This is a genomic window from uncultured Winogradskyella sp. (genome assembly GCF_947496485.1).
Classification (GTDB): Bacteria; Bacteroidota; Bacteroidia; order Flavobacteriales; family Flavobacteriaceae; genus Winogradskyella.
In genome coordinates this window covers 441,086-466,907 of the sequence record NZ_CANMCZ010000002.1, presented here as the reverse complement: position 1 = coordinate 466,907, position 25,822 = coordinate 441,086, and the positions used below count along the sequence as shown (strand labels likewise).

General features: G+C 30.1%; 24 protein-coding genes. 21 read left to right on the top strand and 3 right to left on the bottom strand.

Annotated features, from left to right (window positions below; all coding sequences use genetic code 11):
- Positions 1-134: 134 nt before the first annotated feature.
- The 3 genes from Q0822_RS09920 to Q0822_RS09910 all read left to right on the top strand — a co-directional run bounded on the left by Q0822_RS09920 (position 135) and on the right by Q0822_RS09910 (position 2,643).
- Positions 135-752: a hypothetical protein gene (locus Q0822_RS09920; protein ID WP_299123039.1), complete on the top strand. Its 618-nt coding sequence runs from the start codon at positions 135-137 to the stop codon at positions 750-752.
- Positions 753-950: 198 nt separating this feature from the next.
- Positions 951-1,613, top strand: a complete 663-nt coding sequence (locus Q0822_RS09915) for a hypothetical protein (RefSeq protein WP_299123037.1) — start codon at positions 951-953, stop codon at positions 1,611-1,613.
- Positions 1,594-2,643, top strand: coding sequence for an alpha/beta hydrolase (locus tag Q0822_RS09910; protein ID WP_299123035.1), 1,050 nt, complete (start codon positions 1,594-1,596; stop codon positions 2,641-2,643). The genes Q0822_RS09915 and Q0822_RS09910 overlap by 20 nt, the downstream gene beginning before the upstream one ends.
- 82 nt (positions 2,644-2,725) lie before the next feature.
- On the opposite strand, the gene Q0822_RS09905 is transcribed toward Q0822_RS09910, so the two are convergent.
- Both Q0822_RS09905 and Q0822_RS09900 read right to left on the bottom strand, forming a co-directional pair.
- Entirely contained in the window at positions 2,726-3,181 is a 456-nt protein-coding gene (locus Q0822_RS09905; protein WP_299123033.1) for a hypothetical protein, read from the bottom strand.
- A 2-nt stretch (positions 3,182-3,183) separates the two neighbouring features.
- On the bottom strand, positions 3,184-3,498 hold the full coding sequence (locus Q0822_RS09900; protein WP_299123032.1) for an HPF/RaiA family ribosome-associated protein: 315 nt from the start codon (positions 3,496-3,498) through the stop codon (positions 3,184-3,186).
- 175 nt (positions 3,499-3,673) lie between these two features.
- Here Q0822_RS09900 and Q0822_RS09895 point away from each other — a divergent pair, with 175 nt between their 5' ends.
- The 11 genes from Q0822_RS09895 to Q0822_RS09845 all read left to right on the top strand — a co-directional run bounded on the left by Q0822_RS09895 (position 3,674) and on the right by Q0822_RS09845 (position 15,258).
- Positions 3,674-4,249: a 2'-5' RNA ligase family protein gene (locus tag Q0822_RS09895; protein WP_299123030.1), complete on the top strand. Its 576-nt coding sequence runs from the start codon at positions 3,674-3,676 to the stop codon at positions 4,247-4,249.
- A 412-nt stretch (positions 4,250-4,661) separates the two neighbouring features.
- Positions 4,662-6,065 (top strand): glycosyl hydrolase, encoded by a 1,404-nt coding sequence (locus Q0822_RS09890; RefSeq protein WP_299123028.1) that lies wholly within the window; start codon positions 4,662-4,664, stop codon positions 6,063-6,065.
- Positions 6,053-8,380, top strand: coding sequence for a glycosyl hydrolase (locus tag Q0822_RS09885; protein ID WP_299123026.1), 2,328 nt, complete (start codon positions 6,053-6,055; stop codon positions 8,378-8,380). The genes Q0822_RS09890 and Q0822_RS09885 overlap by 13 nt, the downstream gene beginning before the upstream one ends.
- Positions 8,381-8,777: 397 nt before the next feature.
- Positions 8,778-9,203 (top strand): hypothetical protein, encoded by a 426-nt coding sequence (locus Q0822_RS09880; protein WP_299123024.1) that lies wholly within the window; start codon positions 8,778-8,780, stop codon positions 9,201-9,203.
- Positions 9,204-10,001: 798 nt separating this feature from the next.
- The gene (locus tag Q0822_RS09875; protein ID WP_299123022.1) at positions 10,002-11,468 is read left to right on the top strand and encodes an arginine decarboxylase; all 1,467 of its coding nucleotides are present in this window, start codon (positions 10,002-10,004) and stop codon (positions 11,466-11,468) included.
- Positions 11,458-12,396: an agmatinase gene (gene speB, locus Q0822_RS09870; protein ID WP_299123020.1), complete on the top strand. Its 939-nt coding sequence runs from the start codon at positions 11,458-11,460 to the stop codon at positions 12,394-12,396. The genes Q0822_RS09875 and speB overlap by 11 nt, the downstream gene beginning before the upstream one ends.
- Positions 12,386-13,360, top strand: a complete 975-nt coding sequence (locus Q0822_RS09865) for a deoxyhypusine synthase family protein (protein ID WP_299123018.1) — start codon at positions 12,386-12,388, stop codon at positions 13,358-13,360. The genes speB and Q0822_RS09865 overlap by 11 nt, the downstream gene beginning before the upstream one ends.
- A gap of 11 nt (positions 13,361-13,371) precedes the next feature.
- Positions 13,372-13,671 (top strand): hypothetical protein, encoded by a 300-nt coding sequence (locus tag Q0822_RS09860; protein ID WP_299123016.1) that lies wholly within the window; start codon positions 13,372-13,374, stop codon positions 13,669-13,671.
- A 47-nt stretch (positions 13,672-13,718) separates the two neighbouring features.
- Entirely contained in the window at positions 13,719-13,979 is a 261-nt protein-coding gene (locus Q0822_RS09855; RefSeq protein ID WP_299123014.1) for a hypothetical protein, read from the top strand.
- A gap of 12 nt (positions 13,980-13,991) precedes the next feature.
- Positions 13,992-14,405, top strand: a complete 414-nt coding sequence (locus tag Q0822_RS09850; protein ID WP_299123012.1) for a VOC family protein — start codon at positions 13,992-13,994, stop codon at positions 14,403-14,405.
- A gap of 556 nt (positions 14,406-14,961) precedes the next feature.
- Positions 14,962-15,258 carry a hypothetical protein gene (locus Q0822_RS09845; RefSeq protein ID WP_299123011.1) on the top strand — a complete coding sequence of 99 codons (297 nt, stop codon included), beginning with the start codon at positions 14,962-14,964 and terminating at the stop codon, positions 15,256-15,258.
- A gap of 9 nt (positions 15,259-15,267) precedes the next feature.
- Here Q0822_RS09845 and Q0822_RS09840 read toward each other — a convergent pair whose 3' ends face one another.
- Positions 15,268-15,990, bottom strand: a complete 723-nt coding sequence (locus Q0822_RS09840) for a hypothetical protein (RefSeq protein WP_299123009.1) — start codon at positions 15,988-15,990, stop codon at positions 15,268-15,270.
- 143 nt (positions 15,991-16,133) lie between these two features.
- Here Q0822_RS09840 and Q0822_RS09835 point away from each other — a divergent pair, with 143 nt between their 5' ends.
- From Q0822_RS09835 to Q0822_RS09805, 7 genes are all read left to right on the top strand, one after another.
- Positions 16,134-17,414 (top strand): site-specific DNA-methyltransferase, encoded by a 1,281-nt coding sequence (locus Q0822_RS09835; protein WP_299123007.1) that lies wholly within the window; start codon positions 16,134-16,136, stop codon positions 17,412-17,414.
- Between the two features lie 42 nt (positions 17,415-17,456).
- A complete protein-coding gene (locus Q0822_RS09830) occupies positions 17,457-18,488 on the top strand; it encodes a DGQHR domain-containing protein (RefSeq protein ID WP_299123005.1) in 1,032 nt (343 codons plus the stop codon).
- A gap of 13 nt (positions 18,489-18,501) precedes the next feature.
- Positions 18,502-19,794, top strand: coding sequence for a hypothetical protein (locus tag Q0822_RS09825; protein WP_299123003.1), 1,293 nt, complete (start codon positions 18,502-18,504; stop codon positions 19,792-19,794).
- 138 nt (positions 19,795-19,932) lie between these two features.
- Complete coding sequence (locus tag Q0822_RS09820) at positions 19,933-21,591, top strand: ATP-binding protein (RefSeq protein ID WP_299123001.1); 1,659 nt, start codon at positions 19,933-19,935, stop codon at positions 21,589-21,591.
- On the top strand, positions 21,584-22,456 hold the full coding sequence (locus Q0822_RS09815; RefSeq protein ID WP_299122999.1) for a hypothetical protein: 873 nt from the start codon (positions 21,584-21,586) through the stop codon (positions 22,454-22,456). The genes Q0822_RS09820 and Q0822_RS09815 overlap by 8 nt, the downstream gene beginning before the upstream one ends.
- 1,327 nt (positions 22,457-23,783) lie before the next feature.
- The gene (locus Q0822_RS09810; protein WP_299122997.1) at positions 23,784-24,767 is read left to right on the top strand and encodes a hypothetical protein; all 984 of its coding nucleotides are present in this window, start codon (positions 23,784-23,786) and stop codon (positions 24,765-24,767) included.
- Positions 24,768-24,862: 95 nt separating this feature from the next.
- Positions 24,863-25,672: a hypothetical protein gene (locus Q0822_RS09805; RefSeq protein ID WP_299122995.1), complete on the top strand. Its 810-nt coding sequence runs from the start codon at positions 24,863-24,865 to the stop codon at positions 25,670-25,672.
- The last annotated feature ends 150 nt before the right edge of the window (positions 25,673-25,822 follow it).

Here is a 25,822-nt window from a genome sequence, read left to right as displayed (position 1 = left end):
TCTGTATGCAAGATACTCACTTTTGATAGGTTTTGAAATACATAATCATGAAAATTGAAAAGCTATGCGAGGTGATTTTTATCATGTTTATCTCAAGGAAATTGTACTACTTTTAGTATGTAAAATTTCAACCTATGAAAGCTCTAAAACAATTACTCAAACCTTCAAATTTTATTAGTCTATTCATTCTATTGGTCTTTGGGTTTACCAGTGCAAATGCACAAGTAATAGATGATGAAAAATCAAATCCAAATAAACCCGAAACCGAATTACATCCAGAAATACTTTGGGATGTTAAGGCGTATCTACCTGACGCCAAACTTATTAAAATTAAAGCCATTGATAAGAACGGTACAATTTATAATGTTAAAGCTGTACAAAGTTTTGATGACACTAGTATTCTTAATGTCAAGGCTATTGTCAACGGAGAGTATTTACCAATAAAATTAATTGTAAAGGACGACGATATGTATTATCCATTAAAGGCTATATCGAGTGATGGCACTTTACTAGATATTAAGGCCATAACTGAAGAAGGAGAGCTATTGCCTATAAAAGGAGTAGGGCAATCTGGAATGATTGTTCATATAAGAGCTATCGGCGAAGATTCGGCATTTTATAATGTTTTTGCGATATCTCCAAAAGGGCAAGTTAATGATGTAAAAGGTGTGAAAATGCTTAAAACCACTGTAGAAACGCTCATAAATGGTGTGGCAATATTTGCTCATGTAAAAGCATTGAAACAGAATTAAGAAAACTAAGATCTAAAAATCTCATTTCTATAACGTCAAACAAATAAATATATATGCTTTTATTTTCTGGCAATGAAGATAGATCAGCAGTCTTGCAAATATTTTAATAATTCATTAAGTTTTTATTACATATACTTTAACTCAGTTTTATAAGTTATTAAGATAGGTTTACAACCATCAATCAATAGCTAAACTTATATGACATTAAAAACACGCTTGCTCATTCCTTTAGTCATTTTATTTCTAAATATAGGATTTTCCCAAGACTCAAAAGTCGTAATCAGTTCAACAGACATCTCAGAATCATCTTTTTTAGACCGAACGGAATTTAAGGTTAGTTACTCTGGTAATATATTTTGGAATAATGGATTAAACTTTGGAGCTGAATACATTCTGAAAGAGTATAAAAAAGTTAAAAACAGAAAGCGTGGACAAAGAACCAACACTCATCAGTTTCTTTTAAATGGTACTTTAGGTTTTACAACTAATTTTTCAACTAAAACAGATACAGGTATCATTACCAACTATGGTATTACATGGAGAAGAACTAATAAGAAAGGAAAACAATTGAGTATTGCCTTCAATCCTATAGGCTATTATCGTTCTTTTTTACCTGAAACTTATGAAGTAAATAACGATAATGTTGAAAAAATTTTTCTGCCAGGTAGAGGCTACTATGCGCCATCTATCTCGATAGGTATAGGAAAACAACGACTAGGTAAAAAGATAACAGGACGCTTTTTTAATGTAAACCTTTTGTTACGTACTCCTTATAATGCGGGCACTTTGCCTGCTATTAACCTTCAATATGGCTTCCGTTTTAAATTTAAAAAGAAAAGAAATGATGCGAAAAATAATTAATAATTACTCAAAAAAAATAGTATTAATAATTGCTTTGTTTACTGTTTTTTCATGTTCTAAAGACATAAACTTTAGCGATTTAAACGACACCATTTTCGTCCGTCATAGAAACGCAGATATGCCAGCTTACATTCATGGCAATGGCTCTGAAAAAATATTTCTTATCATATTGCATGGTGGTCCTGGTGGTATTGGATTAGCCTATCGTTCTAATACCATTAAAAGTGGCATTGAAAAAGAATGTGCTGTAGTGTATTTTGATCAAAGAGGGTCTGGAATGGCCCAAGGTAGTTATTCAGAAAGCGGAATAAACATTGATATTATGGCAGAAGATATTTTAGCACTAGTAAAAGTTATTAAATATAAATATGGAAATGATTCGCGGTTTTTCTTAATGGGTCATAGTTGGGGCGGTACATTAGGACCTGCAACCTTATTAAAAGATCAAAGTGATTTTCTAGGTTGGATAGATGTAGATGGAGCTCACAATCCTAAAGGTATCTATGCCGAATATATTGCTAATTTTAATACAGTAGCGGCAGAACAGATTGAAGCCGAAAATGATATTAATTACTGGGAAAGTGTTATCGATTTAGTCAATAATGTTGCTCCGCAATATAATAGAGATGATATATCAAAATTGAACAATGAGGCTTTTGAAGCTGAAAATGTACTACAAGATAGAGGTATTATAAATGCTGATGCAGATAGTGATGACAATACTATCTTTAAATATACCCCATTAACAATAATTTGGAATGCAAATAATACGCAATCTATTTTAGATACAGATTTGTTTCAAAATATAGATTATAAGGATAGGCTTTCAGAAATTACAATACCGTCATTAGTGCTTTGGGGCAGATATGATATGGTGGTTCCTATACAATTTGCACAAGATTCTTTTGATAATTTAGGATCTAGTGAAAAAGAATTGGTGATTTTTGAAAATTCTGGCCATTCTCCTATGTCAACAGAACCTGCTTTATTTGCTGAAAAAGTGATTGCATTTATTAATGAAAATAAGTAGCTATGTAAATTACATTTTACATCACCAAAAGTGCCAAGCAAGATAAGGATTATTAAATTCTTTATTATCTTCTAAAACCTCATTAATTTATATAATTGTCGTCTCCAGTTTTGCTTTTGATAATAGGCTTTTCGGTATGTAAAGTTTTTTCCAAACCAGCTGAGTCAACATCATAAAATCTTAGCAAATCTGTATATTTTGTGATATGAGCAATTCGATCACCTTCCATAATCACTGCACCTTTAAAAGCATTTGGATTATTAGCTAAAATCTTTACTAAACCTTCTTCAGAATATTGAGTATGCTCATTAAAATCTTTCACTTTATCTGTATTTATGAAGGACTTTAAACTCACATTGAGTTGTTTAGCAATATCATGCCACTGTGTATCAGTGGGCATTGTCTTTGTAATGTCTATTGGTAATATATCTTTATCAGAAGCTTTTAAAAAAGCCTCTAATTGATCACCAAATTGAGTACCACCTCTATAAATACAATTTATAAGATTATCATCGGTGTTTGTTAGTGTAATTGCCATAATTAATAATTTTTCATAGATTCTTTACGCTTCTTTAGCTGACGTTTTAATTCGCTGACAGTTTCAGTTACGGCGTCCTGAAAAGTATTATGAGACGATTCAGCAAATAGGCGAGGACCTGGAGCACTCAAACGAATACCGCACTTCATACCTGTTTCTACTGAAGATGTGTTTTCAATTTTAAAGAATACATCGGCACGAATTACAAAATCAAATTTTATAAAAAGTGATTCTAATTTCTCTTTCGTAAAGTTTTTTAACGTGTCACTTGCTGTAACATCATGATATTCAAAAATGACTTGTTTATTATTTTCCATGTTTTTAATTTTTTAAGTTCTTCAAATCTAATTCAGTCTTAATGATATTGTTGACTGATATGCTTTAATAATTTACTTATTTGATAAAAACCGAGCTTAATTCAGTATTTGTTAGCAACAATCAATTTAGCAATAGTTGATTTTTATTACATTTAAATAGAAGTAAGAATTATTAATGATAGAATTAAATCGCCAAATAGGATTTAGAGAATACCTAATCACTCTTAACATCCCTGAGTTTATCAAAGAAGATGTTAAAAAGTGTAAGAAGGAATTTCACCATCAATTTGGAGAAGCAAAATACCTCAAATCTGAAGCCCATATCAGTTTAAGTCATTTTTTAATTGAGAGTGTCCCAGAAATAACAATTCATAAAGAATTAAAAAACTACTTTTCAAACTGGAAGAAATTTAATGTTAGCATCTCCGGGTTTGGTGAGTTTTCAGAATCAAGAACAATTTTTTTGAATCCTTCTGACTATGAGATTATTAAATTACAAAATCATTTAAGGACTGTGTTAAGACAAAGAATTAAGATTGCTAAGAAATTTACACAAGCTATTAGTAAGCCACATATTACAATTGCGAGTGATATTTCAAAAAAAGTATATGGTAAATGCAGAGATTATTATAACAAAATGATTTATGAAAATAATTTTTGCGTCGATGGTATTACCATACTCAGCAGAAATCATTCATTGAATGAAACCCATTATGCAGTTGCTTTCAGAATTAGTTTTAACACTAGATAAACTAATATTTGATTGTCTTATGTTGTGTAATGATAGGTTTTGCTCAAAAGCTTTCTTATTTCAATAAAAAAACTCATAAATCTCGTTCCACTATTTGGCTAAAACAAACTATAAAATCATTTTTTTGAAGTAATGAATATCTATACTGGGATAGGAGTATTAAAACGCTCAAAAAATATTCTGAGAAATATCTTCTACTACTGAGACCAGAAGAATACAATATCTCCGAGATAGTCATATCAGTTGTCTCTATATGCTCTCTAGCTTTCTTTAAGCGAACTTTTGAAATATAAGTGTCAACGCTCTAAATCCTATCTAGAATAATATGAGGTGTTTGGTTTTTGTATAGGTGATAATATTTCATGACTTCTTTGATTAATTTATATTTAGCAATTCATACTAAACTAAATTTATGCAACTTTCGTTAAAGACACTTTTAGTCTTCCTTGTAATCTTAAATTCATTTTTTATCTCAGCTCAAGTTACAGTTGGAAACGGAAGTTATACTACTACATTCCCAGGAACTGATTCTGCAGGTCGAAATGGATTTCCTTCTGGTACTCCTCAATTAAGTGGAAATGCCATAGGGAAACCTGTACCTACTAACGATTGGTGGTCTAAATTAATTAAAGAAAATCATGCTGATAATTTGTTCAATTATCCTATGACTATGAAAACAGTGAATTCAGGTTTAGTAGTAACCTATATTCCTTGGGGAGTTATTGACGATATTCAACCCATTATTGTTGGTGTAGGAAGCCTTAATCAATCGCAAGCAACTGTTTCCGATTATTCAGATTGGACGGTAACCATGAATTGGGGAAATCAATTTAATGCCACCTCAGGTATAGGTATGCCTTTTATCTATTTTGAAAAAGCAGCTTCAGAAACAGCATCTATTACTATAAATTCCGGTACAGTAAGTGTTACAAACGAAATGATTACGGTTACAGATGCCAGAAATGGTGGTGATTTTGCCATCTATGCACCTATCGGGAGTGTTTGGATTCAAAATGGAAACACTTATACATCATCTCTTAATGGTAATAACTATTGGTCAATGGCTATGATACCATTAACTGCATCCAATGTAGCTACAGTGGCTAATGAATACAAAAAATATGCATACGTTTTTCCTACTAATACTGAAGTATCTTGGAGTTTTAACGAAAGTACTTCTGTAGTAAGTTCAACGTTTACAGCAACAGTAGATGTAAAAGATGGGTCAGTAACTCATACAAATATGCTTTTAGGATTATTGCCTCATCAATGGAGTAATTTAGCATCTGGTTCTCCGGTGCCTATTGAGCATATCTACGAGACCGCAAGAGGACAGTTAAAAACCTTAGATGGTAATAGTTTTTCTGTCCAAAATACTTTTAAAGGAATTCTACCAACTCTACCAAATTTAGGACATTATAGTCCAAGTTATAGTCCTGCTGCATTAGATAATAAAATTTCTCAAATAGAAAATGATGCTTTAGCGACTTGGACAGACTCTTACAATGAAGGTCAAGTTATGAATAGACTTATCCAAACTGCGCGTATAGCTGATGAAACTGGAAACATTGAAGCAAGAGATAAAATAATCTTAACCATTAAAGAGCGCTTAGAAGATTGGTTAACCTATCAGTCTGGTGAAGTGGCGTTTTTATTTTATTACAATAGCACGTGGTCTGCAATGTTAGGTTACCCTTCGGGTCATGGACAAGATAATAATATTAATGATCATCATTTTCATTGGGGTTATTTTATACATGCAGCAGCATTTATAGAGCAATTTGAACCAGGTTGGGTGAATCAATGGGGAGATTGATAAATTTATTGGTAAGAGATGCTGCTTCAGATGATAGAAATGATACACAATTTCCATATTTAAGAAATTTCAGCCCATATGCAGGCCATAGTTGGGCTAATGGATTTGCTACGTTTCCTCAAGGAAACGATCAAGAATCTACTTCAGAAAGTATGCAATTTGCTTCGTCATTAATTCATTGGGGATCAGTAACTGAAAATGATGCCATTAGAGATTTAGGTATTTATATTTATACTACAGAACAAACTGCTGTTGAAGAATATTGGTTCGATATCTATCAACGTAATTTTCAACCATCACAGCAATATAGTTTAGTCTCTAGAATTTGGGGAAACTCTTACGATAATGGGACATTTTGGACTAATGATATTGCTGCATCATACGGAATTGAGATGTATCCTATTCATGCAGGTTCATTCTATTTAGCACACAACCAAACTTATGCTCAATCTTTATGGACAGAAATTACATCAAATACTGGAATTTTAAGCAATGAAGAAAATCCTAATTTATGGCATGATACTTATTGGAAATATCTGTCTTTGATTGATGCACAATCAGCTATAGATTTATATGATTCCTATCCAGACCGTAATTTAAAATTTGGTATTTCAGATGCTCAAACCTATCATTGGCTGCATGCTATGAATGCCATGGGAACTGTTGATGCTACGATCACTTCAAATCATCCAATTGCTGTCGCTTTTAATAATAATGGAGAAATGACTTATGCAGCTCATAACTATTCCGATGCACCAATAACTGTCACTTTTTCGGATGGTTTTATTTTAGATGTCCCAGCAAATAAATTGGTAACAAATAGAGATATTAATGTTTCTGGTGTATTAACAGCAGATACATACCAAGCCAATGAAAATGATAACGTTAATCTTACCGCAACAACCGCTGGAAACGGCATAACCAAAGTAGAATTTTATAATGGAGAAACCTTATTAGGTGAAGATACATCAGCACCTTATGAATTTACCGAATCTAATATTGCATTAGGTATCTATAGTATGTATGCTAAGGTCTATGTTGGCACAGCTTTTAATATTACCAATATTATTACCATTCAAGTGGGAGATCAGGTGCCATATTCAGGTACTCCTAATCCGATACCAGGAATTATTGAGGCAGGACATTATGATAATTTTGAAGGAGGAAAAGGGCAAAATATTGCCTATTATGACTCATCACAAGATAATCAAGGTGGTTTTAGACCAACTGAATATGTTGATGCTATTACTGTTGCGAATGAAGGTGCAACAGTAGGTTGGATTACGTCGGGAGAATGGTTAGAATATACAATTGATGTTGCAAATACAGGATGTTACGATCTTAATTTGCGGTACGCATCAGGTAATAACAATGGAGGAGGACCTTTTTATTTTGAAATTGATGGGCAAAAAGTAAGTCCAGATATTGGCTTAGCCTCTACTGGTAATTGGGGAAATTGGAATTCTAAAGTAAGTACAATTGAATTAACGCAAGGCATTCATGTTTTGAGATTATTTGTAACTAATGGTGAATTTAACATTGGCAGAATAACATTTTCGTACAACACTACAGGATGTTCTCCTGCAGCAGAGATAGGTTTGCCATTTGATTTTGAAACTTCGCCTGTCACTTCAGATTTTTTCAATTTTAATGGTGGAACAGCAATAGTAGAGTCTGTGGCGGCACCTCAAAACACAGGGAATAGCAGCAACAATCTGGCTAAATTGGTCAGAAATGGTGGTGATGTTTGGGCAGGTGCATACCTTACCTTAGATGGTGGTCTAGATTTTAGTGCAGAGAATTATATGACACTAAAACTTTGGACCAATGCACCAATTAATACTACTGTGCGTATGAAACTAGAACAAGACACCAATCCAGGCAACTTTGCTGAGCTCGATGTACAAACTCAAAAATCGGGAGAGTGGGAAACCTTAAATTGGGACTTTTCATTCTTAGGAGCAACCGTATTTGATAGAGTTGTATTTATGTTCGACTTTGGCAATACAGGAGATGGTTCTACAACATCAACTTTTTATTTTGATGATGTCCGGCAGACAGCTTCATTAGCAATTGCGGACCTTAACGCCAATGATATAATTATGTATCCGAATCCAGTGACGAGTACATTGCATATAAAATCGAGTACCATTGATTTAACTAAAATAGAAATATATTCATTGTTCGGTCAAAAAGTAATTGAACTTATAAATGGTTTTGACACCATTAATCTTGACGCATTATCTAACGGAGTTTATTTTATCAAAGTGTATTCCGGAAATAGACATATCACTAAAAAGCTGATTAAAAAGTAATTGTAAGTATTATTTATAGTTAGAAATTATTATTATTTTAATACTTAACCATCCAATGGATCATCAAATATTAAAAGCGTCCTATAATGTACTTGCGTGATGTACAACATGGATTTTTGTTAAAAACTCATGTTAGTTCTAGAGTCTTTGAAAAATTTTATCCCTAAAAATTTCTTCTAATTAGTTAACGGAACACTTTTTTTTGAAATCGAGAGGTACGAGATTCACGAAGATCTATTTATTTGATAGATAGCTTGAGTGATTGGAATTTGCGTGTAGTAGAATTAAAATATATTTGCTATTTTTATGGTAATCAATTGATTATAATTTATTAATTTTATTATTTCAAATTGCCTTTAGTTCTTTGTAAACAGATGTAAAACTAAAATTAAGCGATATGGCAAATCCAGAAGGTCCTTTTCAAGATCTCATTAATTTTTTTGAAAACATAGGAAATTTACCTGCTCAAGTAGAGCAAGACATTGATCCCGTATTAAATAATATAGGAGGAAGAGTACAACACATCATTGATCAAATAGAAAATAATGTTGGTAATCTTGAAGAAGAAGTAGCAAATGAAATTGATCCAATTTTACAGAGATTGCAAGGACAAGTTAGGCGTCTAATAAATCGAATAGAACAAGGAGTTGAAGATGATGTAGAGCAAGTTGAAGGCGAACTTCGGATGGCATTTCAGGAAGCGATGGATGCAGCAGAAGGAGTTGGCGATGCTATAGAAGAAATTCTGCCAGAAATTCTTGAAGGACTTATTGACCTTTTACCAGCAATAGCTGTAATGGCTACTAAACATAAAAAACGCTAAATTATATTTAGTCTAATAGGAACATTACATTAAAGCCGCATAGCAGATCGATTTCTAGTTTAATGCCCAAGTTCTGCACACTAAACCAATAGTATTAAAGCTTCTGGGATATTTTACATACTTTTAAAATGAGAAGATCCAGAGGATGTTTTCATTTTAAAACAAATTATAGGTTACATCATATAAAGAACTTCTTATTGTTTTAATATTTAATCATCCACTGGATAATCAAATATTAAAAGTGTCCTATAATGTACTTGCGTTATGTACAACATGGGCTTTATTCACAAGATTTCTATTTTAAATTATTGAGTTCATGAATCTTCGTACCTCGATGTGGTTAAAAGCGCATGTTAGTAATCTTATTGTAGAAAAATTTAATCTATAAGTTTCTTTACTCTGTTAATGGAACACTCTTTTTCGAAATGGTAGAGGAGTGGATAAAAATGTGTGTGGAATGGAAATGTTATAAAAAAATAAAAAAAAGCGAAATATTAAATAATTGTACTTAATTTAGTTTTACAAAAGCTTTTATCATAGGAGCTTTTAGCTGAACAAATTGAAACATGTTTATAAGTTCGGTCTTTTGAAAATTAGGAAGTCATATTCAAAAGAAGCTTATGGTGTAAGTAACCGAAATTTAAAGCTAACTTCCGTAGTAAAAAATATATCTACACTTTATAAATTGTGTTTTGTCCCCAAAATGCAATATCAAATTATGATTTGATTTTAAGTTATTAATTCTATTTAGGAAGGCATGTCTGCTTTCATGTTTTAATAACTTTTTATCACATTATAATGAATACAAAATACATTGATTTAATCAATCAAACTTTTGATTTTCCTCAAGAAGAATTTATTCTTGAAAAAGATCACTTACGCTTTCATGATATTGACCTAAACAAATTGGTTGAGACTTATGGAACACCTTTAAAATTTACATTCTTACCTAAGATTTCTGATAATATAAATAAATCGAAAGCGTGGTTTGAGAACGCCATCAAGAAGCATAATTATAATGGGAACTATAATTATTGTTATTGCACAAAAAGCTCTCATTTTAAGCATGTTTTGAACGAAGCTTTAAAAAATGATATTCATATTGAAACGTCCTCTGCTTTTGATATAGATATCGTTGAGAATTTAAAAGAAGAAGGCAAAATAAACAACAATACCTTTATTATTAGTAATGGTTTTAAGCGAGCACAATATGTAACTAATATTGCAAGACTAATAAATAGTGGTCATCAAAATTGTATTCCAATTATTGATAATTACGAAGAGATTGATTTACTCTCAAATGAGATCCAAGGAAACTATAATATAGGCATTCGTATTGCTGCAGAAGAAGAACCCAAATTTGAGTTTTACACCTCTAGATTAGGAATAGGTTATAAAAATATAGTGCCTTTTTATAAAAAGCAGATTAAAGATAATCCGAAAGTACAGCTTAAAATGCTTCATTTCTTTATTAACACAGGCATTAGAGATAATGCTTACTATTGGAATGAGCTTTTAAAATGCCTTAAAGTTTATACAAGTTTAAAAAAGATTTGTCCATCGTTAAACAGTTTAAATATTGGAGGTGGATTCCCTATTAAAAACTCATTAGCATTTGATTTTGATTATGAATACATTATTGATGAAATCATCAATCAAATTAAATTGACTTGTGAAGAAGAAGGTGTAGATGTTCCTAATATATTCACAGAATTTGGAAGTTTTACAGTTGGGGAAAGTGGTGGAGCAATTTATGAAGTGCTATATCAAAAGCAACAAAACGATAGGGAGAAATGGAATATGATAAATTCTTCATTTATCACAACACTTCCAGATACTTGGGCTATTAACAAACGTTTTATCATGTTGCCAATAAACCGTTGGAATGATTCTTATGAGCGTGTTCTTCTCGGAGGTTTAACCTGTGACAGTGATGATTATTATAATAGTGAGCAACATATGAATGCTATCTATTTACCAAAATACCATAAAGAAAAACCCTTATATATCGGATTTTTTAATACTGGTGCTTATCAAGAAACTATTGGAGGTTATGGAGGTCTGCAACACTGTTTAATTCCTGCTCCAAAACATATTATAATTGATAAAGATGAACACGGTATTATCACAACACGATTATTTAAAGAGCAACAAAAAAGCGAAGAGTTGCTTAAAATTTTAGGGTATGATAAAAAACCTAACGAAAATATATTCCAAAACTCAAATATTGAATTTCAATTAGCACATAAATTAAATGGAAATTAAAACTTACGCTGGAATACCCGAAGAATTAGCAAAATTAGAGCATGCTAAGATTGTATTAATACCTGTCCCTTATGATGGAACAAGCACGTGGCAAAAAGGTGCAGATAAAGGGCCTAAAGCATTTTTGGAAGCTTCTGAGAATATGGAATTATATGATATTGAAACTGACTCTGAAGTTTATAAAAACGGTATATATCTGGCAGAATCTATAACGATGAATGCTACACCAGAAGCTATGGTAGATGTTGTGCATAGAGAGACTAAAAGATATATCAAAAAAAACAAGTTTGTTACCATTTTTGGTGGTGAACATTCAATATCTATTGGTACAATTAGAGCATTTAATGAGATGTTTCCAAGCTTAACAGTGTTGCACATAGATGCGCATGCAGATTTACGAAAAAGTTATGCTGGTAGTTCTTGCAATCATGCCTGCGCTGTTTATGAAGCGAGTCAGAATACTAATTTAATTCAAGTAGGTATTCGGTCTATGGATATAAAAGAGAAATCTATTATGAATTTAGACAAAACCTATTTTGCACATGAAATGGCGGTAGATGATTCTTGGATGGATTCAGCAATAGATCAGATGACAGATGATGTATTTATAACATTCGATTTAGATGCATTTGATCCTTCAATTATGCCAAGCACTGGGACTCCTGAACCTGGCGGTTTACTTTGGTACGAAACATTAGATTTTTTAAAGCAAGTTTTTACAGAAAAGAATGTTGTTGGTTTTGATATCGTTGAATTATGCCCAAATGGCATTGATAAGTCTTCTGACTTCCTTGCTGCTAAGCTTTATTACAAAATGTTAAGCTATAAGTTTCAAGATGATGTTTTAGAAGATGAGTATGAAAACGCTTATCAGGACAATACCATAACTAATAATTTTTCAAAATTCAATAAAGACGATGATTACTAAAGGTGCAATTACAAACTTTATAGAAGAGTACTTTCTGCATTTTAATGCTGCTACAGTTGTTGATGCTGCAAAAGCTTATGAAACTCAAATAAATAATGGCTCAAAAATGTTAGTGTCTTTGGCAGGTGCAATGAGTACAGCAGAAATAGGGAAAATTTTTGCCGAGATGATACGACAAGATAAAGTGCAAATCATTTCTTGTACAGGAGCAAATTTAGAAGAGGATATTATGAACTTGGTGGCACATTCTCATTATAAACGAATTCCTAATTATCGTGATTTAACTCCGCAACAAGAATGGGATTTATTAGAACAAGGGCTTAATCGTGTTACAGATACTTGCATTCCTGAAGAAGAAGCATTTAGAAGATTACAACAGCATATTTATAAAATATGGAAAGATGCAAATGATAAAGGAGAACGTTATCTACCACATGAGTATATGTATAAAATGCTATTGTCTGGTGTATTAGAAGAATACTATGAAATAGACTTAAAAGATTCATGGATGTATGCAGCAGCAGAAAAGAATCTACCTATAATTTGCCCAGGATGGGAAGATAGTACTATGGGAAATATTTTTGCAAGTTATGTACTTAAAGGAGAACTTAAAGCCAGTACTATGAAATCTGGAATTGAGTATATGACCTTTCTTGCGGATTGGTATTCTGATAATTCTACAAATGGAATAGGATTTTTTCAAATCGGTGGAGGTATAGCTGGTGATTTTCCAATATGTGTTGTACCAATGCTATATCAAGATATGGAGCGAACAGATACACCTTTTTGGAGTTATTTCTGCCAAATAAGTGATTCTACAACCAGCTATGGGTCGTACTCTGGAGCAGTTCCTAACGAAAAAATCACTTGGGGGAAATTAGATATTAATACACCAAAATTTATAATTGAGAGTGATGCTACGATTGTTGCTCCGCTAATCTTTGCTTATTTGTTAGGCATGTAATAAAAAATAAAATGATACGTAAAATTGTAGATTATCAAAAGTTGAATGAGGATATTTTAAATCTTTTAGTAGAGAAATTTCCTGATGGATATGCTGATAAGGATATCATAGCCTTTAGAAATGCACAAAATGAATTTATTGAAGCTGTTGAAGTGAAAACAGAGGATACAATATATCTTGTAAAGGTAGGTAAGCGCTTAATACAAGCTATGGAGGATTTTGATGACAATGATGAAGTATATGAAGATAAAGAAGAGGATGAAAATATAGATTTAGATACTTTAAACGATGATCTTTTGGAAGATAATTAATATCTATTATGAATTATAAGGAGTGTTTAATTTAAAATAATTTTATAATGAATTACTATAATACAGAAGAAATTAGAACTGAAGAAGGTGTGTTTTTAAAGCATCACAATGGATTTTTTACGTTTAGATTGTCTTATGACGAGCTCATTGTTTTTGAAGAAGTGAGTACCGCAGTTTTAGAAGAGTTTGATCTTCGTAGCAATGAGTATGTAGGTGATACATTTGAAGTTACCTATAAGGAAATTATAAATGATTTAGATGATGAAGATTTTTTGATTTTTAGAATAATGAAATTAAAACTTATATAAATAAATAATCAAATGAAAACCTTATTTCACCTTTCATTACCGTGTACAGATATTGAAGAAACCAAAAGCTTTTATATAGAAACTATAGGAGCTGTTTTAGGAAGACACTCTAATAACTGGATAGATATTAATCTATACGGACATCAAATTACCTTTACACAAGCAGGTAAATTTAATTTTAATAACCCTAATTATGTATTTGAAGGAAAGATTCTTCCTTCTTTTCATTTTGGAATTATATTAGATATTGATACATGGGGAATTACGTATTCTACATTAAACAAACTAGAATTAGAATTAGTACACCAAGCAACTTTTTTAAAAAATATGCCTGGCGAACATTTATCGTTCTTCGTTAAAGATCCAAATGGTTATATGTTGGAATTTAAAAGTTTTAAAGAACCAAATCAAGTATTTAATCTCTAATAACCAAGTAGTCTTGAGTATCAATTATTATGTAAAATAGAATCTCAATGTTTAGCTCGGCCTCATAAAATTTTGTTGAAAACAATAGGTGAAATGAGCGTAGATATTTTAGACTATTCGATTGCAATTATCCTGAGGATGATTGTCTTTTCTAGTTTAATGCCCAAGTACTGCATATTCTAATGGAATTATAAAGCTTCTGGGATATTTTACATACTTTTAAAATGAGAAGATCCTGAGGATGTTTTCATTTTAAAACAAATTATAAGTTATATGTTTATAAGAACTTCTAATCGTTTTAATATTTAATCATCCACTGGATAATCAAATATTAAAAGTGTCCTATAATGTACTTGCGTTATGTACAACATGGGCTTTGGTTAAAAGCGCATGTTAAATATTACTTTTCTTTATTTTTTTCTATTCTAATTTTTGTCTACTCTGTTAATGGAACACTCTTTTTCTGAAAGGGCGGAGTAGTGGAGGAAAATGTGTGTGGAATGGAATTATATTATCTTTACGTTAATAGCAATGTTATTAATTTAAAATCTATGTTATGAAATTTGATAAAATTGAAACTAGAGTTCTACTAAATGCAATAAGAGAATATCGAGGTAGAGAAGGAAATTTTTCTTCGAGTGATCCAATAGTTGATGTTACAGGAAAACTTTCAGAAGAAAATGACTTCAACAATTCTGAGTTGAAGAATATTCTAACTGTAATAAATGAAAATATTACATTCTTAAAAAAATATGAGTACAAAGGATTAACTGTTGCTCAGGGTAATAAAAACAGAGAGGATATTGTTGTTCCTTTAGAAGAGATTAAAGTTAAGATTAATAAAGTTATCTGATTTAGACTTTTAACTTATAAACCAATCAAAAACTACGTTTAAATAATTGTCTAAAAATTTATTTGAGTTTTCTGAATCAAAACCAAAATCTACTAACTTTCTGTATGGACTTCCAGGAGAAGGTATTGAAATACATTCAATTATACCACCAAACTCGGTTTCTATTGATTTGCAAAACGGGTTTTTGACATTATTTGAATTACCATTAGTCTTTCTAATTATTCTTTTTTGTAATTCAAAAGAGTTTTTTTGATTAATTTTTAATTCAGGATGAATTTTAAAAAACTTATTATTTAATAACATCTCATTCATTAATCCTTTTGAAGTACACAAAATTTTTAAACACTCTCCTTTTTTGGGATGCTGAAAAAAATCATGATTATATGTTCTTTTGGTTAAATGTTTATCCAAAGAGGAAACACCTTTTCGCTCACAGCTAATTATTAAATCTGTAATTCCTATCTCTTTTGATTTTAAGCTCTTCTGAATCGAATTAATATCTTTAGATGAGACTTTATTGTCAATATATGTAGAATACCAATCCCAAAATAAATTAATTGAACTTCCAAAGAAGAATTGTAAATCATTGTTTTTTGTTCTTATAATCTCCTTGCTTTCATTTGTTTGATTCAACTCTGAATAGCTTAGTGACCAAGTCGGAAAACTACCTAGAATTATTCTAGATTCTTTTAGTACTGGTTTTGATTTGCTTATGTGTGGATTAAATTCCATTTACTCTTATAGTGATTATTTAAATAAAAGAAAGACTCTTTAATATGTCAATTTATTATTAAATTCCTTTTGTATATTTGAAGTGATTTGGTAAAGAAAGTAAATTTAGCAATTGTCATCATTATTGGTGGCATTTTTATTTAATGAAAAATATATTTAAAGTACACAACCTAGACTCTAGACTAATAAATAAAGTAGTTAAGGACAAAGTAGTAGATGTTACAATCACATCACCTCCATATTTTGACATGAAAGATTATGATTCTGAGCTTCAAATAGGATATGGTCAAGAATATGATGAGTATTTAGAAGATTTAAAGAAGGTTTTTAAAAACGTTTTTGATATAACAAAAGATGATGGAACTCTATGGGTTGTAATAGATTCATATAAAAGGAATGGTGAAGTAGTGCCACTACCATTCGATTTTTCTAGTAAAATAAAAGAAGTAGGTTGGAAACTGCAAGAAGTAATTATTTGGAAAAAGGATAGAACTCTGCCATGGTCTAACACAGGACAAATGAGGAGTATTTTTGAATATATTCTCGTATTTTCAAAATCCGAATCATTCAATTTTTATATAGATAGAGTAAGGGATTTTAAATCTTTAAAGCGATGGTGGGTTAAATATCCTGAAAGATATAATCCAAAAGGAAAAAGTCCTGACTCAATTTGGGAATTTGGAATTCCAGTCCAAGGTTCCTGGGGAAGTGGATATATTGATCATTTTTGCCCATTGCCTGAAGGCTTAATTGAACAAATACTAAAAATTACTACAAATGAGACTGACATTGTATTAGATTGCTTCTCAGGATCTGGTGCAGTTCTTGCCAAAGCAGAAAGTATGAATAGAAAATATATTGGGTTCGAATTGAACAAGGAATATATTAAAATGTTCAAAAAATATCAAAAGAAAACACTTAAGGAAAATAAAAAAGATTTTTTATTTTCTAAAAAAAACACATTTGAGCAAGAAGCATTTGAAAAGTTGATTATTGATTTGCGTGTACTTAAATACGCTAGGTTACTCTACAAGAATTTATCTAAGAATAATGGGATAAAAGAAATAAGAATAAGTACTACTATAACTAGACGGAAAACTACTAAGAAAAATGCACTAGTTGTAGCAGAATACAACATACTAAACCTAACTTCGGAAAGTTCAATTACGATACAAAAATTAATTAATGAAATAATTAGAAAAAAGCCTTTGTCAAATTTTGGTATTGAGCCAATATTTTATATATCAGATAATTACGAATCATTTTTATCAAGAGTTAAGCAAAAATATGTGTACATTTATACAGAAAAGAGATCACATAAATTTTCTGAAAAAATAGAAAAAGGCAACTTTAGTGGATCGCCATCAACAGCCATTATAATTAGTAATATAAAGGTTGATTTAAATGAAAAAGATTACGAATAATATATAAAATAAATAAGAAGACACCTAAAGATAAAATAAGCCATGAGTGCAAAAGCTAAACAGAATTACAAATGTATAATTGCTAATCAAAATGGAGCTCAACTAGTATGTTTTAAAATAAGTGCAAAGGAATTATGGAAAGTGGTTCAAATTGCTAAAAGAGATCCAGATAAAGAGATTGGTTATCAAAGAGTTCTATCTCCTTCTAGAACAAAATCTATTGCTGATTATTTTGATAATGGTAATGTTATACCTAATAATATTTTAATTTCATTTGATGATAAAGTAAAATTATCTGCTGATAGTTCTGAAATAATCATTCCAAATGAAAAATCAGGATGGGTTATTGATGGACAACATAGACTTGCTGGTGCTAATGAAGCTAAAAAAGATGTGGAGTTGGTTGTAGTTGCTTTTTTGAATCTACCAATCAAAGAACAAGTAAGACAGTTCGTAACAATTAATAATGAAGGCAAAGGTGTCCCAACATCATTGCTTTATGATTTATTGAATTATTTACCGCCAAAGATGTCTGCAAAAGATATTGCTACCGAAAGAGCATATGATTTAGCGACAAAATTTAGAAAAGACGAAGACTCTCCATTTTATGGAAGAATCGCAATTGTAAATTCACCAAAAAAAGGAGAAGTTTCTTTGACAAATTTTATAAGAAAAATTCATCCTATCGTACATAGAGAAAAAGGAAAGTTTAGACTTTATACTTTTGACGAGCAGTATCTTATTTTAAATAATTATTTTAAATCTATTTTTCAAATTTATCCAAATGAAAGTGATCCAATTGATTCTATTTTTTTCATGACAATTGGGTTTGGTGCTATGATCAATGTTTTGGGCCCTGTATTTGATTATACTATGAAAAATCATAATGCTTTTAGGATAGTGGATATAAATAAAATTTTAAAAGTAGTTGAAGATTTTGATTTTGATGATTTTAGAAATTTGGGTTCAGGCAGTGCTGCTGAAATTCAAGCAGGTAATGATTTTAAAGTTACCTTAGACGCTAGGTTAATGGATATTAGTACAGATGGAAGTGGAAGTATAAAATTGATCTAATTAGGAAACCATTATGGAATTTGAATATCAGCATTTTTTAGATCGGTATAAAGTTCTTGATAACAAATTTATAGATCCCAATTTATATAATGATACTAGACTTTATGCAGTTACACTTAAAGAGTATTCAATATTAAAACCAATTGTAATATTAGTTAATCAAATTAATAGCCTTAAAGTAGAAATTAAAGATTATAAATCCTTAATTAAAACTTGTACAGAAGACGAAGAAGAAGATATAAATAGCATAATAAAAAAAAATGAATCTATTTTATCTGAGAAAGAAGAAGAATTAAAAGAAAAAATAGATAAAAACAATGCAACTGAAACAAATAATATAAAAAAGTCAGAATCAATTGTAGGCGTTAAGAAATCTAAATCATCTTTTGAAAAAATTGCTAAAAAAATAAAAAAGAGGGATTGGAATAAATTAAGGGAAGTATGGATTAAGCATATTCCTTTCATTGATTCTTCTATTCAAAAAGAGGAAGAAAAAATATCAGAGTTATACGGATTTGAACAATTAATAAAACAACTTAGTTTTAGTAATGCGGAGTTATTAAATGAAGGAAAGCCAGTTAGTATTGTTACAAAAGGTAAACTTAATAAGCAAATAAGATCACTCACTGTAAAGAAAGGTTTGTTTTTATTAAATAAAGCCTCTCATATCATTAGTGCAGGTGAATTACATGCACATCAAGGTCTTAAAACTTGGGCTTTATCAAGCTCATATCAAGGAGCTTTATTAGCTGCAAGATCAATAATTAGTTTGATGGGTATCTCAATTGTTGATTATGAAGGGAAATCATATATCATTGATTCTTTTGGTGTAAATAATAACGGGCTATCAATTTCTGATAATGAAGTTTGTTTAGATATTATAGAATACTCTTATGGTGTAAAACATCGAGAAACATGGGAAATATTTAAAAGAATTTTAAAATCTTTTAAAATTGATCCTTGGAATAAGGAAATTGTGGCTAGTATTTTAAAACAAGATGTTGGCAATTTTTCTCAGCAAAGAAATTCAATTCATTATTGGGGAAATTCGTGGATATTTGATGATTTACACGAATATAGAATAGATAGGAAATTTGGCGTATATGACAATATACATGAAGGATTAAATAATTTTGAACTAAAAAGCGATTTCTCACTAACATTATCATTAGCGATACTTAGGATGGGTATTGTATTGGTTAAAGATTTATCAAAATTGACCAATAATTTGCAAAAAGAAGAAAGACTACTTCATGAATTTCTATATGATTATGATAGACATCCTATGTATGTTTCTAATTTCTAAATTAATTATTATGCTTTGCAGATTTATTGACTTAATACTATCTAATCGGACGCAATTTATATGATGAATTATTTAGTTAAAAAAAATGACTAAATTAGACTTTCACTTTAAGTTGAAAAAGTACTAGATATTCTAATAATGACTAAAAGTACCAATGAAATAGATTTAGAACTCAATAAACTCCAAAAGGGTAATATTAAAGTTCATACTCAAATTATTAATGATTTGAGTTCTGGTATTTATAGTTCCCCAGCTAGTTGTATTAAAGAATTGGTAAATAATTCTTATGACGCTGATGCAAAGAATGTGATCATTAGAGTTAAACCTGTAAATGATACAATTACAATCATAGATGATGGCAAAGGAATGAATGCTATTGACTTTGACAAGAAATTTGCCTGGATTAGCCATTCTACAAAAAGAAAAGATTCAGAAACATCTGAATTATTAAATCGTCCATTAATTGGTAAAATAGGAATAGGCTTTATAGCTGTAAATGAAATTTGCCACGAGTTAGAAATTATTTCTTCAAAAATGGGGGAAGCTAGACGATTTACAGCTAATATTAATTTTAAAGAATACTTTGAGGAAGAAATTAAAATAAGTGTTGATGAGGATGATGAAGATGAGGATAATGGAATAATTAAAGGTGAATACAGCTTAATTAATGAAGAAGAAGATGAGAAAGCACACTACACAATAATAAGATTAGTAGGATTAAAGGATTCGGTAAAGGACATATTGAATGATCAACAATATCTCTCTTCTTTTCTAAAAAACAAAGACAACACATTTTTTAAAAGTATGAAAGATTTAATGCTTTTTCATACAAAAAAGAAATTGAAATCTTTCAGCCAAGACAATGCATATGTTAAATTTATTATAGATTTAGCTTCATATATTCCGGTTGAATATATAGAAGGTGGACCAATTTTAGGCTACAGCAATCCAGTAATTTCAAATATAATTAATGAACATAAGTTGTTAGATTTTAAGGTCGATTTAGATGGTATGTATCTAAAAAAGCCTATTTACTTTGAAGATAACGATAATGTGTTTGAAGGTATTTCATTTAAAGAAAAAATTAAGACAAAGGATGAAGAAGATATTATTTTAAAAGGATATTTTTATATTAACAAGGGTATTATATTTCCTGTCGAACTAAATGGTATTTCAATAAAAATCAAAAAAGTGCCTATTGCTGAACAATATGGTTTTGATGATTCTTTTATGAAATACCCATATTATACAAATATGATATTTAGAAGTTGGATTTCTGGTGAAATATATATAGAGAAAGGATTAGAAGATGCAATGAATATTGACCGGAAGTCGTTCAGAGTTACTCATCCACACTATCTGGCTTTACAAAATTTTTTGCATAAATATTTAAACGATATTGTATTCAAAAAGACATTAGAGTTATACCAAGACGCAAAATCTGATAGAGATCATACTAAGAAAGAAGAAAAGAAAAAAGAAGACAGAAAAATTCTAAGTACAAAAAAAGTAGAGTTTAAAACAAAAACTGTATCGAAAAAAACCAAGGAAGATAAAGTTACAGCTGGTGATTTAAGGGTTGAATCTCCTATTAAGATAATAAAAAATACAAAAAGTAATACAGTAGTTGAAGTTAATCAGTCAATTGCAAAAAAATTTAAAAAGAAGGATTGGGATTACTTAGAAAGTGTTTTTTTAATATTTGAATCTTCTCTTGCAGAATCCGAAGGTGATGTACAAAAATTAAGAGATTTATTTTACAAAAAAATTAATATTTGGAAAGAGATAGATGAGTGAAATTATTCAAGATTATCTGCATAATTCAGCTCATAAAAATTTCATAAGAAATAAATGGGTAGAATTTATTCAAGACGTTTTAACAGAAAATGAGGAGTTAGGAATAATTACATTTCCTGCAGAGGAGATGCAGGATTTAATATTATTTAAGGAAACCGGATTAATAGATTGGGAAGAAACAGAAACAGGTGGTTTTAATATTACAAAAGGAAAGGTTATTTGTTTTGAGAAGAATACAACTATATTCATGAAACTACGCACAAAATTGATTGGTGCTGTTGTGGAAACTACAGAAATTGGTGCATATTTAAGAATTAATCATCACAGAATTATGAGTGGAAATCAAGGAGTGTTTCCAGTAAATGCAATTAATCTCGATTATGATGGAAATTTATCTTTAAACAAAGTCCCAATTCAAGAAAAAATAGATTTAATTTTTAAGTTTCAAGCTTATCATACCCAAAATTTTTCTTTGTTTATAACTTGGCCAGAAACGGAAACTGAAGATACTGCAGATTACAAAGCATTACTTCGTCAAACAATTGCTAACAATTTAGAAGATCCTAGTGCAACAAGTTTTAGAGATAGATTTTTAGAAAACTATGAGTTAGAGGAATTAAATTATGATAATTTATCTATAATAGGACTTACTAAACTAATATTTAGAAATTCTTCTAATACCTATTTTAAATTAGTAAAGCATGAGTTTTATGTCTACGGAGGGAATGGTAGACGAAAGATGTACTCAATTTTACTAAACTTTGAATTCATTGGGAATGGAACTTCTCAAAATACAATTTATTCGCAAGATGTTGCAAGTGCATTATCAGAAATTGAAATACTTCAAAATCAACCAGAAGCTTAACGACCTCATAAAATTTTGGCTAAAACAATAGGTGAGTGGAGCGTAAGATTTTAGGGAGTTAATAATGCATATTCTTAAGAATTATAATTTTAAATAGGATTTCAAAGCAATCTTAACAAGTTCTGAAGTTTCCTAAAATGTAGCGTAACGAGCCGTAATTGTTTCCAAAATTATATGCAGTCTTGTTTTTTTTGTTTCTTTTTTTAACAAGAAAAAAAGATATCACCTAAAACTTGGTGAGTTCTAAAGATTCAAATTCTATTTTACATACTGTTTTGGAAATTGATTGAGTATCAATTTATAAAATACAATTACTAGTTCTATTTTACATAATATTAATGCAGTTTATTAGAACTGTTCTAATAGAACAAAAGAATATAATAAGTGCTAAGAATTTTGCCTTTTCAAAATTTTAGCTCTTATGGAATGCCATGAGAATCGCGTAGAAAAAAATATGCAGTACAAATATCCAAATACCTCAAAATTTTAATGATTACTAAAACGTAGCTTTTATTGTGCGGCTGGCAAGCGGCTGGAAATTGCATATAAAATAAATTACAATAGTAATTTGATTTTATCAACGCAATATGCGGTTGACAGCGGACATTTGACATAACGGCAAATTATAGGACAAATGCTTTTTTAACTCTGCGAAGCAAACCATTTCTAGTTTAATGCCCAAGTACGACACATTAAAACCAATAATACTAAAGCTTCTGGGATATTTTACATAATATCATTATAGTTGACAAATGGTACACTTTGACTAAATAATCAATAATAGCATTTGTCCTATAATGTACTTGCGTTATGTAAAGATGGGCTTTATTCGCCAGATTTCTATTTTAAATTAAAGAACTCATGAATCTTCGATGTGGTTAAAAGCGCATGTTAGTAATCTTATTCTAGAAAAATTTAATCTATATTCATCTTTACTCAGTTAATGAAACACTCTTTTTCTGAAAGGGCAGAAGAGTGGCGAAAAATGTGTGTGGAATGAATTTGAAATATTTTTTTTATATTTACGTAATCACTTAATTATTAGTGATTAATCCTCCCTTTTAAGAATTAATAGCTCTTTTTAATTATCTAATTTACCCACTGTTGGGTATGTTATGGTTTTTTTTATTAAACCCTTAGCATTGTTTATTATAAAATCAAAATAGATGATATTATGGAGCTACGATTAATAAGATATTTCCACGCTAATTATTTTTTAGGCATAATACTACTTTTTAGCAGTATATTTTGTTATTCTCAAAATGATGCTTATTTGTTAAACCGTCAAGATTCATTGCAAGTTAAACACGAAAAGACAATTTACTATTTGCTTCAAAGGTCATGGGTAGCAAATCAATCACCATCATACCTATCAATTCTTCCTTTTTCTCCATCAATTGATGAGCGAAGAATTCCGTTAAGACAGGGAGAAGGTACTAATAGTGATTTTAATCTTATCGAGGCAAATTTGAACTTAAGTTTCCCTCTCTTTTTTGGCAAAAATGACTCATGGGATGTTAATAAAAGGCAAATGATAACTTTTGATTATAATGGAACATTTAGAATGACATTAGATGATTCCAAACCTATAATTCCAAGTAGTCATAAAGTTGGTATTAGTTGGTATTTTTCTCTGTATAATAATTATACAGGCTGGATTTGGAAAAATAATGACTCTTTTGAAAAAATTAATAGTAAAGATACTAACATACACTTCTTAAATCATTTAGTGAGGCTTCATCATTACAGTAATGGTCAAGCACCTGGTTTTTTTTTCATACCTGATGAAAATATTCCTCAAGTTAGACGAAACTCTTATTTAGATGGAGATTTTTCAACTAATTATATTTATAATGAGATTACCTATGGACGATACAATAAAGAAGCAAGTTCATTGCATCAGTTTAGTCTAGGATACCGAAGAGATTTAGGTACTGAAGAATCTGTACTTGCGTTTTCAGAACAACAGGAAAAATCTTATGGCAAGGATAGATTACTTTTTAAATATGATTATAGAAAAGCAATGCCAAAAAGCAGGTTAGCACTACACTTAAGAACAGAATTGGTATATATATTAGGAAATTTAGATAGCTTCTTATCCAACATTAATGATGATGGTGGAAGTAAATATCGCATGGGAATTAAGGGTTTGTTTGAATTGTCACCAGACAACCATCGAACAGTGGGTTATTTTGTTTCAATTTTTTATGGTAGAGATTATCTTAACATAAGGTATGATGACATCATATATTCAACACAATTTGGAATAACTCTTAGTTTAGATAAATTTTTTATGCCTACACTAAATTAAGAATCATTACTCATTCTACTAAACCATAAGAATCTCTTAACGATTTAAACTAAACACGTACGTATATAAAAATTAACAATAAAACCTTATGAATTATGATTTTAAAAAAAAACCTTTCTTTAATTTTTTTAATATTCTTTTTATCAATTCTTAACGCTCAAGAATCTGGGGAAATTATTAAATTAACGGCAGATGTTCCAGTTGATTCTGGAGCTACTATAATTGGAGTTACTACAAATATAGATACTGCAAATAATAATAGAATTTATTTAGAAGCAGGTTATAAGTATAAGATAATAAGGATAACCTCAAATATAGTTGAACTTAGAGCAATAAATTTTGATGATACATCAAATTGGTTTAGTTCTGACAGTAGTGATGCTGAAAATCAAAAAAAAATCTCAGAATATAATGGCAAAATATATACTATATCTAGAGTAAATTTTGATCGATTTTATGAAGGTTTAGATTTAACAAAAAAGAATGATAGAATATCTATCGGAATTTTATCGTTGCCCTTTAAAGCTCGTCCAGATGATAATTTAGGGTTTGACACAGAGTTTAACTTTAATTCTACAGTAAGCTTTAAGTTAGGTTCTTTTCTGGGAACTTCATTTAATATACAATTAGGTGCTGGTATAGGTACTGTTGGTTTAAATGAATCTAATACTTCATATACAGGTGAAGGAACAATTCAACCTCAAGACGTTTCAACTTTAACAATATTAACGGGTTTAATGCTACAATATGAAAGAGTTCAAGTAGGTCTATACCTAGGATGGGATCATATTAATAATCAAAGCGTGTTTAATTGGCAAAGTAATGGTGATAAATGGATTGGTTTCGGAGTTGGCTTTAGCGTTTTTAAGGTGAATCTAGGTAAAAGAGAAGAACAGAATAATTAACTATTTCAAATATAAGTTTCTTTATGACCAAACCTTGTGCTCTTTTTTTGAAAGGGTAGAGGAGTGGTGGAAAATGTGTTTTGTAAATAACTTGTTTAAAAACTACGCAAAGTTGTAATTATATACTTATTGAAATTAGTTATATTTAAA

Bases quoted from the DNA above. Each gene is read 5' to 3' on its own strand.
- Q0822_RS09920 (WP_299123039.1), top strand. From the start codon at position 135: ATGAAAGCTCTAAAACAATTACTCAAACCTTCAAATTTTATTAGTCTA.
- Q0822_RS09915 (WP_299123037.1), top strand. From the start codon at position 951: ATGACATTAAAAACACGCTTGCTCATTCCTTTAGTCATTTTATTTCTA.
- Q0822_RS09910 (WP_299123035.1), top strand. From the start codon at position 1,594: ATGATGCGAAAAATAATTAATAATTACTCAAAAAAAATAGTATTAATA.
- Q0822_RS09905 (WP_299123033.1), bottom strand. From the start codon at position 3,181: ATGGCAATTACACTAACAAACACCGATGATAATCTTATAAATTGTATT.
- Q0822_RS09900 (WP_299123032.1), bottom strand. From the start codon at position 3,498: ATGGAAAATAATAAACAAGTCATTTTTGAATATCATGATGTTACAGCA.
- Q0822_RS09895 (WP_299123030.1), top strand. From the start codon at position 3,674: ATGATAGAATTAAATCGCCAAATAGGATTTAGAGAATACCTAATCACT.
- Q0822_RS09890 (WP_299123028.1), top strand. From the start codon at position 4,662: ATGCAACTTTCGTTAAAGACACTTTTAGTCTTCCTTGTAATCTTAAAT.
- Q0822_RS09885 (WP_299123026.1), top strand. From the start codon at position 6,053: ATGGGGAGATTGATAAATTTATTGGTAAGAGATGCTGCTTCAGATGAT.
- Q0822_RS09880 (WP_299123024.1), top strand. From the start codon at position 8,778: ATGGCAAATCCAGAAGGTCCTTTTCAAGATCTCATTAATTTTTTTGAA.
- Q0822_RS09875 (WP_299123022.1), top strand. From the start codon at position 10,002: ATGAATACAAAATACATTGATTTAATCAATCAAACTTTTGATTTTCCT.
- speB (WP_299123020.1), top strand. From the start codon at position 11,458: ATGGAAATTAAAACTTACGCTGGAATACCCGAAGAATTAGCAAAATTA.
- Q0822_RS09865 (WP_299123018.1), top strand. From the start codon at position 12,386: ATGATTACTAAAGGTGCAATTACAAACTTTATAGAAGAGTACTTTCTG.
- Q0822_RS09860 (WP_299123016.1), top strand. From the start codon at position 13,372: ATGATACGTAAAATTGTAGATTATCAAAAGTTGAATGAGGATATTTTA.
- Q0822_RS09855 (WP_299123014.1), top strand. From the start codon at position 13,719: ATGAATTACTATAATACAGAAGAAATTAGAACTGAAGAAGGTGTGTTT.
- Q0822_RS09850 (WP_299123012.1), top strand. From the start codon at position 13,992: ATGAAAACCTTATTTCACCTTTCATTACCGTGTACAGATATTGAAGAA.
- Q0822_RS09845 (WP_299123011.1), top strand. From the start codon at position 14,962: ATGAAATTTGATAAAATTGAAACTAGAGTTCTACTAAATGCAATAAGA.
- Q0822_RS09840 (WP_299123009.1), bottom strand. From the start codon at position 15,990: ATGGAATTTAATCCACACATAAGCAAATCAAAACCAGTACTAAAAGAA.
- Q0822_RS09835 (WP_299123007.1), top strand. From the start codon at position 16,134: ATGAAAAATATATTTAAAGTACACAACCTAGACTCTAGACTAATAAAT.
- Q0822_RS09830 (WP_299123005.1), top strand. From the start codon at position 17,457: ATGAGTGCAAAAGCTAAACAGAATTACAAATGTATAATTGCTAATCAA.
- Q0822_RS09825 (WP_299123003.1), top strand. From the start codon at position 18,502: ATGGAATTTGAATATCAGCATTTTTTAGATCGGTATAAAGTTCTTGAT.
- Q0822_RS09820 (WP_299123001.1), top strand. From the start codon at position 19,933: ATGACTAAAAGTACCAATGAAATAGATTTAGAACTCAATAAACTCCAA.
- Q0822_RS09815 (WP_299122999.1), top strand. From the start codon at position 21,584: ATGAGTGAAATTATTCAAGATTATCTGCATAATTCAGCTCATAAAAAT.
- Q0822_RS09805 (WP_299122995.1), top strand. From the start codon at position 24,863: ATGATTTTAAAAAAAAACCTTTCTTTAATTTTTTTAATATTCTTTTTA.